General features: G+C 50.9%; 12 protein-coding genes. All 12 read left to right on the top strand.

What is annotated here, in order from left to right:
- Positions 1-56: 56 nt before the first annotated feature.
- Positions 57-1,109, top strand: coding sequence for a hypothetical protein (locus JNJ77_05130; protein MBL8821951.1), 1,053 nt, complete (start codon positions 57-59; stop codon positions 1,107-1,109).
- A gap of 179 nt (positions 1,110-1,288) precedes the next feature.
- Entirely contained in the window at positions 1,289-1,873 is a 585-nt protein-coding gene (locus tag JNJ77_05125) for a hypothetical protein (GenBank protein ID MBL8821950.1), read from the top strand.
- A 26-nt stretch (positions 1,874-1,899) separates the two neighbouring features.
- Positions 1,900-2,481 carry a hypothetical protein gene (locus tag JNJ77_05120; protein ID MBL8821949.1) on the top strand — a complete coding sequence of 194 codons (582 nt, stop codon included), beginning with the start codon at positions 1,900-1,902 and terminating at the stop codon, positions 2,479-2,481.
- Between the two features lie 12 nt (positions 2,482-2,493).
- Positions 2,494-3,111, top strand: a complete 618-nt coding sequence (locus JNJ77_05115; GenBank protein MBL8821948.1) for a hypothetical protein — start codon at positions 2,494-2,496, stop codon at positions 3,109-3,111.
- A gap of 26 nt (positions 3,112-3,137) precedes the next feature.
- The gene (locus JNJ77_05110) at positions 3,138-3,683 is read left to right on the top strand and encodes a hypothetical protein (protein MBL8821947.1); all 546 of its coding nucleotides are present in this window, start codon (positions 3,138-3,140) and stop codon (positions 3,681-3,683) included.
- Complete coding sequence (locus tag JNJ77_05105) at positions 3,680-3,979, top strand: hypothetical protein (protein ID MBL8821946.1); 300 nt, start codon at positions 3,680-3,682, stop codon at positions 3,977-3,979. The genes JNJ77_05110 and JNJ77_05105 overlap by 4 nt, the downstream gene beginning before the upstream one ends.
- A 66-nt stretch (positions 3,980-4,045) precedes the next feature.
- Positions 4,046-6,691: a hypothetical protein gene (locus tag JNJ77_05100; protein MBL8821945.1), complete on the top strand. Its 2,646-nt coding sequence runs from the start codon at positions 4,046-4,048 to the stop codon at positions 6,689-6,691.
- 25 nt (positions 6,692-6,716) lie between these two features.
- Positions 6,717-7,721 (top strand): HEAT repeat domain-containing protein, encoded by a 1,005-nt coding sequence (locus JNJ77_05095; protein MBL8821944.1) that lies wholly within the window; start codon positions 6,717-6,719, stop codon positions 7,719-7,721.
- A 142-nt stretch (positions 7,722-7,863) separates the two neighbouring features.
- The gene (locus JNJ77_05090) at positions 7,864-8,457 is read left to right on the top strand and encodes a hypothetical protein (GenBank protein ID MBL8821943.1); all 594 of its coding nucleotides are present in this window, start codon (positions 7,864-7,866) and stop codon (positions 8,455-8,457) included.
- Positions 8,458-8,476: 19 nt separating this feature from the next.
- Positions 8,477-11,029: a protein kinase gene (locus JNJ77_05085; protein ID MBL8821942.1), complete on the top strand. Its 2,553-nt coding sequence runs from the start codon at positions 8,477-8,479 to the stop codon at positions 11,027-11,029.
- Between the two features lie 682 nt (positions 11,030-11,711).
- Entirely contained in the window at positions 11,712-13,376 is a 1,665-nt protein-coding gene (gene ettA, locus JNJ77_05080) for an energy-dependent translational throttle protein EttA (GenBank protein MBL8821941.1), read from the top strand.
- Positions 13,377-13,820: 444 nt separating this feature from the next.
- Positions 13,821-14,288 (top strand): hypothetical protein (locus JNJ77_05075; GenBank protein MBL8821940.1); only part of this gene is annotated, 468 nt, incomplete at its 3' end.

The raw sequence follows: 14,288 nt of genomic DNA, 5'->3' as shown, positions 1-14,288 counted from the left end.
TTCGTTCTCGCGCATTTTCAAAACGGTATTCGTTCATTCGAGCAAGGATGATCTACATGCATGCTGTTGTGCGCAGTTTGTCACTTGTCGCCCTGGTACTGCTTTTTTTTCCTGTTGCTTTGCATGCAGATGAATCACACGACAAGGTGCTCGAAGAACTGGTGAAACATGGGGCCAGCATAGAACGGGATGAAAATGCTCAGGGTAAGCCGATTATCGGTATCAACATCATCCTTTCAAAAGCGCCAGCCTCGTTACTCAAGCAAATGAAGGTTTTCCCTCAACTTCGATCATTGGAAGTGTCTTCTCGCTGGCCTAAGAAAAGTGAGATGACCGATGAAGTCATAAATGAATTAGCTGGATTGCAACAGCTGGCTTTTCTTAATCTCGATCGGGCGCCCATTACCGATGCAGCGATGAAGAGTATTGGTAAACTGGTGAATCTCGAAGAATTAAACCTATGTATTACGGACATAAGCGATGAGGGGATCAAGGAAATCGCCAACCTTCAAAAGATGCGCTCGCTCATGCTTGGCGCCCACCCATTAGAAACTTACGGCACGCGAGTTACCGACGAAGGGCTCAAGCATCTGCAAAAAATGAAACAACTGGAATCTCTTTCTCTCGATGGAACCAGGGTCACCAATTGGGGGCTTAAGCAGTTGAAGGGATTCACGAAGCTCACTACACTGCGACTCGCTTGCACTCAGGTAAACAGTGCTGGGTTGAAGGATGTCGCTGCCTTAAACAATCTGGTATACCTTGACCTTCGTCGTTCAGCTGTTCATGACGAAGGCCTCAGCGAACTTGCAGCATGCAAGAAGTTGACCAGCCTCGATCTGAGTGAAACTCAGGTGACTGCTGCTGGTATTGAATCACTCAAGGAGATAGAGCATCTCCAGTCGTTGCTACTGTTTAGATGCCCCAAGATATCCGACAAAGCCTTAAAGATAATCCCTCAGTTCAAAGAACTGGAAAATCTCTCTCTGAATGGCACAGCAGTCACTCCGCAGGGTGTCGATGAACTGAGAAAGGCCTGTCCGAACCTGCGAATCACCAGCGATCCTGCCATGAATATCCAGGGGCTATTGAAATCACTCAAAAAGTGATTCATACAGTTTTACGGTTCAAATCCACTACTGGTGTTGCCGAACCAGATCTTCTTATCCATCAAATAGTTACGTCGGCCTGCCTGATTGTAAGCACTTTTGGGAGAATTATTGAAAGGATTCAGTTTCTCGCGCATTTTCATTCCAGAAGTCAATCGTTAGCTTCTGGAGTCCATCTCATGAGCCTTTCTCAGCAGCACTTTTCTTCTGCACCTACTGAAGAACTTCCAACGAAAGTTGAGAACGATACCGTTTGGCTCTTCAAATCGATCTTCACCCTGGCACTGGTCATCGGTGCGATTTTTGTGGTGGAATACCTTGCACTACGCTTTACGCGAGACAGTGCCCTGGAGCAGCTTCATGAAGAAGGCATCGTGACAACCGCTGAATTGACGGGACAGACGCTAGCTGTGCGAGTTGGTGGTCGAGGCGGTTACACGACGTTCAAGTATTGCTTCAAAGTGGATGGAGATACCAAGTATTTTGAATCAGGTCGCACGCCGCCCAACACCGACTATTTTTCGAAGAAAAGCAGCACCTTTCCGGTGACCTATCTGCCTGATGATTACAGCGTGCACGTCTTTGGCGATGCCAAAACAGGCAGAGTAGATAACGAAAGTGTGCAATACCATGGGCAGAAAGTCGTCATGATTCTCTGGTTCGCCAAAACCATTTCGCTGTTGTTTGGCTTCATCAGCCTGGTTGTCATCTTCATATCGTGGTTCCGCTCCAGCACTCAATCGCAATCTGCTTCCAGCTTGTAAGACCCTGTTATTCATGGTGGTGTAACGTGTCCAAACGAACTCTTGTAATCTCCATTGCATTGCTGACACTGTTCGCTGGAGCATTGCTGCTGCTACCGGGCGTGCGATATCCATTGGTGGGTTGGCTGCGTGGTGAACAGTTCATTGCTGGCAAGCCGATGAGTAACTGGAACGATGTAGAAGGTAAGTGGGATTGGGAGGATTTCAGACAGTTATGCCAGGGTGGTTCTGATGCCGTGCCCATGCTTGTGGAGATCGTGACCAAAAAAGGTGATTATTATGATGCGTTTCGCATAGAAGCATCGAAGGCTCTGGTGGAAATGGGCGCGTCTGCAAGCGAAGCCGTTCCAGTGCTGGCAGAAACATTTGCAGAACTGAATATCGATTCCAAAAACGAAGATTTCCGCAGAAGGTCAGGCGAGATCCTTTTTAAGATGGGGCCACTTGCTGAGAAAGCCGTTCCACAGCTTCTGCCTTTGCTCGGAAAGTGGCGATTAACAGAACGGCATCAACAATTGGCAATCAACATATTAGGGGCCATTGGGCCGAAGGCGAAAGTCGCTGTTCCATCGTTGTTGGAAGCGGTTGCCTGGCGTGGGCCTGATTGAAGAGCACCTTGCATGTTGCTTGCATACTGGCAGGTGGATGAAGCAGTGCCAGCAATATTCAAAGCTCTTGAAGATTCTGATGCATCTGTCGCAACCGATTGGCGGGTTGATGCATTAATCGAACTGCATAGGGCCGGGAAGGCAGTTCTGCCTCATGCGATCACTGCTGTTGGCAGTGATGACAAAATCATCTGCATGCGCGCGACTCGGCTGCTTGCCCGGCTTGGCCCGGATGCTTCACCTGCCATCGACGCACTCATGAAGAAAACCTTGGAAGGCAAATTACACGCCAGCGAGAACTGCCTTTGGGCTCTGAAACACATCGGAACAGAAGAGGCTGTTCAGGCCATAGTCAATTGCATGAATGCCACCGGCAGAGAGGTGGATACACTTCTGGAACTTCACAAAAACGGCAAGCCGGTATTAAGCAAAGTGGTTCAAGGCTTGAGCAACTCCAAGAAGAGCATTCGCTGGGGATCTGCAACTTTGCTGGGGCTTATGGGAACTGATGCTGAAAGCAGCACGGTTGCTTTGCAGAAGCTCTTGCAGGATGAAGATAAAGAAGTTCGTCAAGCAGCCAGTGGTGCACTGCTGAAGATTAATCCTTCAACCAGCAAGGTCAATAACTGATCTCAAACGCGAGGACACAAGCCATCATGTTTGGACGCATTGTCTTAGGTCTGGTCAGTGGAATCCTCACGGTGTTTGTGCTGACATGGCTTGCCTTGCATTCCTTCTTCAGCGCTCACATGGATGTGGTTGCAGTGATCATTCTCGCCATTGGTTTAGTTGTGGCAGGCGTTGTGTGGAGGTCTTCACGGAAGCTGGCTTATCGAGCTGTTTCGGAATCGGAACTGCAGAACGGTTTTGATGTTCACCTGAGCTTGAATTACCTGGTGATGATGTTCGGTTTCGGCATCATTACTTTCGGGACTTTCGGCTTGTTCTTCTGGCTTGCTTCACGCCGCTTTCCCAGGCGACTGGACATGCAAGGCATCACCCTCCGGAATGGAAGCTACCATTCGTGGATCAGTATTACGCTAGTCACCAAACTGACGAAGAGGATCAATCACGTTCCGGTTACCACAGCCTGGCAACTGGAGTTTGGAAATGAAAAAGCAGAGATCGTTGCTCGCTCGCTCCGAGAAGGCGCCAGTGTAATGAAGTTCCTGTCACGAACACTGGGTGGAGACTTGACATGAAAAAACACTTCAGCCAGTTCATTCTGGGGATAGCATTCGTGTTATTGATATTCGCGATTTCTAACCCTTCACAGGATCGGCATAGCGGAAAGCTGGCGACGACCACAGGCATCCCCACCATGGAAGAGGAAGCACTAGGTGAGCGTGCACCCTACATCAAGACCTCAGCGATGAAATACCATTCGTACTTTTTTGGTTCAGCAACCACCCATTGCAAGTCGGGTGGAGTCCTTACCATCGGCTTCCTCTGGATGGTGTTCAACTTCCAAAGAAACAACACTACTGAAAGCGTCTGAAAAAATACCCCCTCACCCCAACCCCTCTCTCACCATGGGAGAAGGGAGTAACTCGGGAGATCAGCCATGAAACCCTGCATTCGATATCTCAGCCTCATCATTATTTCTGCCTGCACTGGCACGATTCGCGCTGATGACAAACCTCAAGCCAAAGCTGAGCCCAATCACATTCAATGGGAATTGAATACTCTCGATGCCTTCGTGAAAGCTGTGGAAGAGGAGATGCCTCTGGTTGTGGTCTTTCTCGCTAATCCCAAAGACCGCTATGAAAACCAACGCAACCTCAGCAATGATTTCCAGGTAGTGCTCAACAGCAAGGAATTGCTGATGTTCAAAGGTAAAGCCATTTTTGCCAAGGGGTTTGCACATGAGGACGAGTATGCCCGACGAATGGCATCTCATTTGAAGCTGACTGTTTATCCCACCGTAAGCATTATCGAGCCCAGAACGGATGCACTCACGGAATGCTATCGGATGGAAGGTTTCTTTAAAATTGAAGAAGTCGTGAAGGATTTGAAACTTGCCTTGCCCGGTGCCGTATCAGCAGAACGCCGCAAGGTGTTGTATGCAGATTTCAATCAGCCAGCCGTCCTGTCGCCATCGTTCACTGAAGCTGACAAGCAGGCCCTTGAACAGGCGGTTCGCGGCTACGAAACAGCCTTCAAGACGGGCGACCTTAACCAGTACTTGAAACTCACCTCCGAACCGGAAAAGACTAAACTCCGCTTCTCGCTGCTGGCTCTAGCCAAAGTAGGCGATGCGAAACGGTTGATTCTTGTTGCCATGGACAGTCAATTCGGTCGCCAGGACGACAACATTCCTTACGGCTCCGATGATGAGACACTGCAAAAGCGGATGATGCGAACCAAAGCTCTGACGGTTCGCAGCATTGAAAATGCAGGCAAGATGAGCGTGACACTCTATGTGGAGGCAGAGCTATCCACAGGAAAATCTGAATCCTGGAAGATCATCGCGAGCAAACAGTATGACCAATGGAAGCTCTGGATTCAGTTGGCTGATAACAAGGAGGCTGTGATCCTGACCAAGGCAGCCGAGAATACACTCGACAAGCTCGCGGGACTGTACCAACAGGTTGCCCGCGACGTATTGAATGGTAAATATTCCTCGCGCGAAGCAGTCAAGGAGGCTGCATTCAAAGCTTATCAGTCTGTTTCACAACAGGGTGTGAAGCATGAGATTCAGGAGAGTTCATCGAAAGAAGATCAGTTCAAACGCTTAGCTCAGGCTAAAGCTATCGAGTTGTTCTCTCGTGATGCGTCATCAGTGCCTTTGCAGTATAAGCAAAAGGATGAAGGTAAAGCATTGACGGACACTGACAAGAAGGCCATTCAGGATATTGTCAAGCAGTATGAAGACGCCTTGAAGGCTGGCGATTTCGATTGCATCATCAAGTTGACTGCGGGGCCATTCAACACCCTGTATGACGAGGGCTTCACGCTCGCCAAAGCTGTCGGACAATCTAAGCAAAAAATGTTGGCTGCCATGGACCGGCAATTTGGCCAGAAGAACGAGTTCTTTCCTTTCGGTATCGACGCTGGCTTTCTGCGCGGTCAGATGAAGCAGGTAAGCACTCTCACCGTGCTCGATTATGACACATCCCTGGGCAAGGTCGTTACCATGAACGTGGAAGCCAAGATGACCACGGGCACTAAAGAAAAATGGAAAATCGTGGCTCACCGGTTTGGCGATTCCTGGCGGTTGTGGCTACGCACCGCCAGCGTCTTCGCTGAGTTGGGCACTACCCCGGCCTGGCAAAACAGCATGAAGTCCCTTGCAAAAGCCTACGACACCATCACAGCCGATATCCTGGCTGGAAAACATCGCACCCGTGAGGTTGCCTATGAAGCAGCTTACTCGGCTTTCACCAGGACAATAGGAGATGATTCAGGCGAATTGAAAATCAAGATCGATCCCAAATTGTTCAGTGGAAGCCAACGCGTGACAGAGCTAACCCCTGAAATGATGCGCCGACTTGGGGACGCTTCGAAGGAGGATGCCTCCAACCTAACGGTCGCCGAAAGTCGGGGCAAAATCACTGAACTACAGAGTAAGAAACAGTCCGAGCAAAAACCTGCTGGCGAACAGGACGAGCTGACCAAAGCTCAGGATGCCATCAAGGACCTGAATGGCATTTATCTCGAAGGGGCCAAGCTGATGAACCAGGCAACAGACTTTGCTTCGGCAAGCAAAATCAAGCCACGCTTCATGGAACTTGACAAGAAATTTGCAGACATTAGCAAGGTCATGAAATCGTTAAAGCTTTCGAGCGACCAGCAAAAAGGACTGATGCTGATGTTCCAGGAAAAGATGGAACCTGCCAAGGAAGCATTTGCTTCAGCTTTCAAGCAACTACATGCGGAAAGACCAGCGACATATCGAATTCTTGAAGATGCTGAGCTGATCAAGGTCGGCGAAGCTAGTTTGGAGGCTATTGCTCAAAGCGACGTAATGAGGATCAAACTGGCGATCACTATTTACTACCAGGCGAACAGGCATTGGCCTGCCTCACTTGAATCGCTGAAAAAATACCACGAAGGTTCCGTGAGCGATCCGTGGGGCAAGCCCTACCAGTTTGAAATTGTCAACGTCACTGGTGAAAAGGATGACAGCAAGTCTACACCATATGTCTGGACAATCAGTCAGTTTGGCGATGGCAAGAAGGTGCTGGGCACGATGCCGCCGAAGAAGTAATGCTGCATATCACAAGGAGATTGCGATGTTGAAAGTCCTGACCCTTTGCCTCACCTTGGTCTTCGTGCAAACGCTGAGTGCTGATGATCCGCCCAAGGTTGATACTCTCACGAATCTGATCAAACGCCTGGAAACTGCGGCTGGCACTGGTGATTCCGCCACTATTGCCAGATTATACCCTGAGCCGTTTAAGGCTGAACTGCTGAAACTTATCCAACTGCAGGATGAGCTGTCGAAAGTAAGCGCTGCATTGGAGAAACAGCTTCATGGCAAGTTCGGCGAGAGGCCCGTGAACGAACATGCTGGCGTGGTGATCCGTATTGCAACGGCCGGAGTACGGCACAAGTCCATTAAAGCGGTCCTGGAAATCGTGGTGCTTGTCGATGAGTCCAGTCAGGATCGAGCCGTGCTTCGAATTACCGAGAAAGACGATATCGACATGCGGTGGTTTCGTACGCAGGTTGCTAAACGTCACGAGGGTGTATGGCAGCTGGTTCCACCAGCCGAGGTGTATCAGCAAGTCTTGCTTCGTTGCAAGGTGAAGGCCCTGGAAGTTATCCTGCAGGCTTATCGAAATACTCAGCGAGACTTTGAAAACGGCAAGCTGTCAACACGGGCTGAGGTTGAAAAATCCCAACTCGCCGCGGCTGAGGAGTATATTAAGGCCACAGAGGCAGGCCAGCTTCGAAATCGACGGATCCAAATGGCGCCGCCTGTACGCATGCTTGCACTGGGTTATGACGAAGTTGAGATCACTCGTACCACTCGAATAAGGCTCATCAAAGGTGGGCTTCCGAAGGACAACCGTCCGTCAGAATTAGGAACGCGTTTGACTTTGCAGGATGTCAGAGACAGAATATCCGCTCTTAAAAGCTCAAATCCTAAAACGCGTGAGTTGGCAGCGCACGAACTTGGCAAGATCGGTCCTCCAGCCGCTGAAGCTATTCCGAGCCTGACAGAGTTGCTGGACGACAAGGATATCCGTGTCGCGGAGGCATCACTCCGCGCTCTTATCCAAATTGCCAGGTAACACTTTAAGCTAAAGGAATGAAACGATGGGAGTTAGACCGATGCGCAGCTTGGGAACTCTTTTTTGATGTTTGATATTCAGCCTCACCATATATTCTGATGTACCACCACGCATTTCAGCAGAGTACATCAAACAGAGGGTAATGCTGACTCAAGATACTGCGGAGGCTCTAAACTCGATAAGAGATACAGCTTCAGCTCTGCATGCCAGGCAACAGCTGGACAAGATTCACGAAAAAATGATTGCCCTGGATATACAAGCCAAGAATCTGCAAGAGACTAACCCGCAGAGCGGGCGCATTATGGCTCTGGAGAAAGCAGAAGACGACACTATTCGTGCATTCAAACTGCTTTTTAGAAAGCGTCCCGACCTCTATCGACACGTGTCACCAACGGAAATAATCCGCATGCTGGAGGGGCGCGATGAGTTTTTTGCCCGGATGGACGTCGGGCATTTTTCTTCAGCGATAAAACAATACATTCAGGAACACTTGAAAGACCCGAATAATAAACTGGAAGACTGTGTGCCTCAAACGCTCGATGACATCATAAAAATGAAGAATAAAGCATCCAATATTTCACCTGATGGAGTCAATGATCCCTGGGGCAAACCCTATCGTTTTTCGGTTGATCCCATCAAGGAACGGAACGACAAAACATTTGGCTTCTATGTCTGGACGATAAGCCCCTATCGTGATGGCAAAAAAGTGATTGGCGAGATGCCTCCGAAGAGGTAACAATTTCAGCATGCCTACCATGACTTCAGAACATCCTGTTGCACAGACTTTGGCTGACTTCGGCAACGGACTGCTCAATGGCGATGCTCATGCCCTGGTTGAAGAGCATTTGTGCCATTGCGAAAAATGTCAGGCTTATGTGGCAGACTTGCCTGATGATCGCTTTACACAACTCTTTCGATCATTGCCTGTAGCATCGAACAGCAAGTCTGTCAAACAGCAATCGGGGTACGAAATTCTTGACGAACTGGGCCAGGGCGGCATGGGAGTTGTTTACCGCGCGAGAGACCGCAAACTCAACCGACTGGTAGCTCTCAAGAAGATCAAGAACGGCTCACTAGCGAACTACAGCGAACAAAAGCGGTTTCTGCGTGAAGCGGAGATTGTCGCCAAGCTTGTACATCCGGGCATTGTTCAGATTTACGAAGTAGGGGAAAGTGCCACCGAGGAAGGGTTGCCTGTTCCGTACTTCGCGATGGAACTGGTGGAAGGCGAATCGCTGGCACAATTGCTTGAACGAGGGCCGTTGTCTGAACCGGTGGCAGCAGATTTGATTGAGACGATAGCACGTGCCATTCATGAGGCACATGTCCTGGGCATTCTGCACCGTGATCTCAAGCCTGCAAATATCCTGTTAAGTGCTCAGTACTCAGTGCTCGGTGCTCAACAGAAAGTACTGAGCACTCTGGTTCCGAAGATCGCAGACTTTGGATTAGCCAAGCTGCTGCAGGGGCAAGAAGCGCAGACCATGTCGGCTGCAGGGGCGATGATGGGCACGCCGGGGTACATGGCTCCTGAACAAATCCGGGGTGATGTCGAACGCATGTCCGCGCCAACGGATGTATTTGCTTTAGGCGCTATCCTTTATGAATGCCTGACTGGCAAAGCGCCCTATGCGAAGGATTCAAACTGGATTTCGCTGGAAGCTGTGCTGAAGTATGATCCGACGCCGCTCAGACAATTGACCCCCGGAATATCAAAGGAACTCGAAGCCATCTGTCTGAAATGTCTGCAGCAGGAACCTGACAAGAGATATGGCAGCGCATTGGACCTGGCAGAGGATCTCAAGCGGTATCGTCAGCACCAGCCCATTCTGGCTCGTCACGCAACGCCATTGGAACGCAGTGTCAAATGGATGAGGCGGCACCCCTGGCCTACTGCGCTCCTTTGCCTGCTCACCGTCATGATTGCTGCAGTTATTACTGGCCTGATAGTCCACAATGTTGAGTTGCAGAAAGCGATCACCCGTGTTGAAACAGAAAAGTCGCGAGCTGACGCGAACTACCGTAAAGCCAGACAGACCATCCAGCAGATGCTTTCCAGAATCAATGGTATGCCTTCAAGCCAACTGGAAGGCGCTCGGCAACTGCAGAGCAAGCAGCTCGATGAGGCGTTGGCTTTCTACGAGAGCATTCTTGCTGATGCAGATGATGACAAGCCTGAAGTGCAGTTTGATACGGCTGTAACATTGACCTCCGCAGGCACACTGCAATCGATCCTAGGACGAAATGACCAGGCCGAGGCATCACTCACACGAGCAATTTCGCTGCTGGAGAAATTGGAATGGAACCAAACAGAACTTGGGGGGATGCGCATGGCTGCCTGGAACAAGCTTGGCAGCGCTCAAATGTCTCAAGGTAAGGCAAAACAGGCTGCTGAGAGTTACTCGCATTCGCAAAAGCTTGCCAGGCAACTGATTGAGGGCAATCCGGAGCAATTGGCACTTCAGCATGATCTTGCATGGTCACACCATAATCTGGGAGTGGCATTGCTTCAACTGGGGCAGCAGAGGGAAGCTGGAATGCAATTCGAACAAGCGGTACTTCTTCGACAAGCCTTACGAACCAGAAATGCGAACAATCCAGAGATTCAGTCGCAGTTGGCAGAGAGCCTAGTGAATCTGGCTTTGGTCGAACAGTTATCGACAAAGCTTGTACCGGCACATCGTCATCTTAACGAGGCGGAAACACTGTTAAAGCACTTGGTGAATACCGTTCCAGAGACCCTGGAGTTTCAGGTCTCTCTGGCATCGCTGCTTTTGAACAAAGGCAATATGCAGGGTAGCCAGGGCTTTGTTGACTTTGCCCTGACTTCGTATCAGGCTGGACTGAAACTGATTGAGCAGGTATTGAAACAAGAATCAGGTTACGCTGATGCCAAGCGAATGCAAATATCGCTGAATGGTTCCATAGCTAATCTGTACGATCAGACGAGACGCCCAATACTGGCAGTGCCCTATTGGGATGAAGTAGTGAGCCGAAGCGCTCCGCATAATCGCCAGTATCGTTTTATGCGTCTGAACAGCCTGACACGAGCTTCTCAGTGGAGCCAGGCTAACAAGGAAATCTCATCGTTAGCAGAATTAGAACTCACCAATGATGAATTAGTTTACCTCTTTCGATTAGTTGCGGTCATTTACCAGCACGACAAACGGCCTGATGAGGTCACCCAGCAGATGAATACAAATATCAAAGCCATTTGTGCCAAACTTTATAAACAAGCCGATGGTCAGCTTAAAAAGTCGCTATCACAGGATCCCGTACTGTCGATTCTCTGGAATGCTAATCAGTAAAAATAGAGGTGCCTGAAAAGCCAGAACTGAACAAAGAGACACGAAGACCCGTTCACGAGTCAACATGAGAACGAGACTGAATCAAATCTTGGCGAAGACTGGCGAATTGCTACCAAATCACGCTGCCCGGCGATGGTCGCTCATCAAAACCCGCCCAGCCGCGGTGTAGAAACGTACTTCTCTAATACATGACGGTAAACACCAACCCCCTCCATAGAGATGTTTCCACCCAAAACATCTCCCCATCTTCTAGAGAGACAAGTGAGCGGGTTAACAGCAATTTCGAAACTCATTCCATAACTCATTACGCCATAACATTTTGGATCGACATCATTTCTCTCTACCCAATGCAGAGAATTTCTTGAAGCGCGCCCTATTCGGGGAGCTTGCAAGCCTTCATCGAGGCTTTATCTACAACACGGTTCACGCACCACGCCAGGCAGAGAGCCTGGCGTTTTTGCGTTGAATCTTGTGGGTTATGTAGTTGCACAGCCGGTTGAAAGAACGGCCAAGAGAACATGGATTCTGTATTGAGTCGGAGCCAATAACCCAAAATTTATCGAAACCCTCTCTCTATCTCTGGAGAGAGAGTACCGTGGGGTTAACGGCGACTCTCGCAGGCACGATCTTCGTTCCGAACGGAAATCCGTTATCATTCCGTTACCACACTCACGGAGCAATAATGAGCGAGCGGTACATCTTCACTATCGACAACCTCACGAAACACTATGGCAAACGCGAGGTCCTCAAGGACATCCAACTTGCATTCTACCCCGGAGCGAAAATCGGTGTCATCGGCTCGAACGGCTCCGGGAAGTCAACGCTGCTGCGCATCATGGCTCTCGAAGACAAAGACTTCATGGGCGAAGCAAGGCCGGAGAACGGGCTGACCATTGGCTACGTACCGCAGGAACCGATGCTCACGCCAGGGAAGACGGTGCTGGAAAACGTGGAGGAGGCCGTTCAGCCCTTTCGTGATCTCATTCTTCAATATGAGGCTGTGAGCGAGAAGTTCGCGGACCCGGCTGCCGACTTCGATAAACTCTCGAACCAGATGGAACGACTTCAAGCACAGATCGACGCTGTGGATGCCTACAACATCGATCGCCGCGTCGAGATGGCGATGGACGCGATGCAGTTGCCGCCACCGGATGCGGGTGTCGAACATCTTTCCGGGGGCGAACGGCGGCGTGTCTTCCTCTGCAAGATGTTGTTGCAGAACTTCGACCTGCTCCTCCTCGATGAACCGACGAACCACCTGGACGCGGAGAGCGTGGAGTGGCTCGAACACTTCTTGAAGGACTACAAGGGTGCTGTAGTGGCCATCACCCACGATCGATACTTCCTTGATAACGTCGCGCAGTGGATTCTCGAACTGGATCGCGGTCGCGGCTATCCGTTCGAGGGTAACTACACCTCGTGGATGGAGAAGAAGAAGCGGCGGCTGGAACTCGAAGAGAAAATTGTCTCCGCTCGCCAGAAACAACTCGACCGTGAACTCGAATGGGCACGCATGGCTCCGCGTGGCCGGATGGGCAAGAACAAAGCCCGCCTTGCCAACATCGACAAGTTGCAGTCGATGGAGTTCGTAGAGCGTGAAGACGAGCTCGTGATACAGATTCCGCCCGGCCCACCGCTGGGCGACTTGGTGGTGCGTGCCGAGGGGGTGAAGAAGGCGTTCGGCGAGAATCTGCTCTTCGACGATCTCACTTTCAACCTGCCGAAGGGGGGCATCGTCGGCATCATCGGGCCGAACGGTGCGGGCAAGACGACACTGTTCAAGATGATTGTGGGACAAGAGAAACCGGATGGCGGGACGCTCACCATCGGCCCGACGGTGAAGCCGGCACACGTGGATCAGAACCGCGATGCGCTGAATCCGACGAACACTATCTTCGAGGAGATCACCGGCGGCACGGATCACATCATGCTCGGCAAACAACGGGTGGCGAGTCGCGGTTACTGTGCACGCTTCAACTTCAAAGGGTCAGACCAACAGAAGATCGTCGGCAACTGCTCCGGCGGAGAACGCAATCGCATCCACCTGGCCAAGCTGCTTCGCAGTGGCGGGAACCTGCTCCTTCTAGACGAACCGACAAACGACCTCGACGTGGACACGTTGCGAGCGCTCGAAGAATCGCTCTTGAATTTCGGTGGTTGTGCAGTGATCATCAGCCACGACCGTTGGTTCCTCGACCGCGTAGCCACCCACATCCTGGCCTTCGAACGGGATAGCAAAGTCGTCTGGTGCGACGGGAACTTCCAGGTGTATGAGGAGCAACGACATGCCAGGCTGGGAGCCAGCGCGAACGTGCCGAAACGGATGAGGTACCGGAAGTTAAGTTGATTTCATCCGCTGAGTGTGAATGCAGCGTTTCGATCTCTGAGGTCCGGCTTCGACCTCGGAGGTCCAACGTTGCAACGTGCTATCCGCTGCTGCTGGCGATCAGGTTCGAGAACTTGGCACCCAGCGCATCCACAGGCTTGGCTGTAGAGACACCAGCCATGCCACAGTTGACTGCTCCGGCCACAGTTAAGTGGATGCCGTGAAGAGCGTGAACTGCGACTACGCCAAATGACAACATTATCGTCAGAGCATAAGCAAGCGATTTGCGCGAGTATATCGAATCCTCTGTGCATAACGGTTATGCCGAACATATTTGCATTCTGATGTCATGTACTGAATGATCACGAACTCATTATCCATAAATGGCCAGGATTGATCCCGTGGGGCAGACGATGAATTAGCTAACTTCCCCACTTTTTTCGATTCCATGGATGGATCCCGAAAATGCATGCCTTTCGTTGGTTACTCGCTTCAAGCTGCATCGCTGCAGGCTTCTCCGCAGCCCAGGCTCAGGGCGCGCTCGATAGCACACCATCCAGCAGTATCCCGGTTCAACCCGAATCGATCGCCATTGCACCCAACTCGGACGCTGCACCAACCCCTGCAAACAGCAACGTTGGTGATTCCTTCTGCCAGTCACGGTTCGATTCGCTGTGGAATCGCCCGACATTGACCGGTGACTGGAACGGATTGCGTCCGCGTCTGCAGGAGCAGGGAATCACCATTGGTGGTAATATCACCCAGTTTGGTTTCGGTGTTGGGGGGGATCAGTCGACCGGTTCCGCCACCCTTTGCACAAGGAGACGCCTTCGCCTACACGGGTCGTGGAGAGTATCAAGCGCTCGTGGACCTGGAAAAATTTGGCGGTATGCCCCAGGGAAAATTGCTGATTGGTCTGCAGCACTGGTGGGG

Source organism: Planctomycetia bacterium, from assembly GCA_016795155.1.
In the GTDB taxonomy this organism is placed as follows: domain Bacteria; phylum Planctomycetota; class Planctomycetia; order Gemmatales; family HRBIN36; genus JAEUIE01.
The sequence above is the reverse complement of the archived record's forward strand: the minus strand, read 5'-3'. Positions and strand labels throughout refer to the sequence as shown.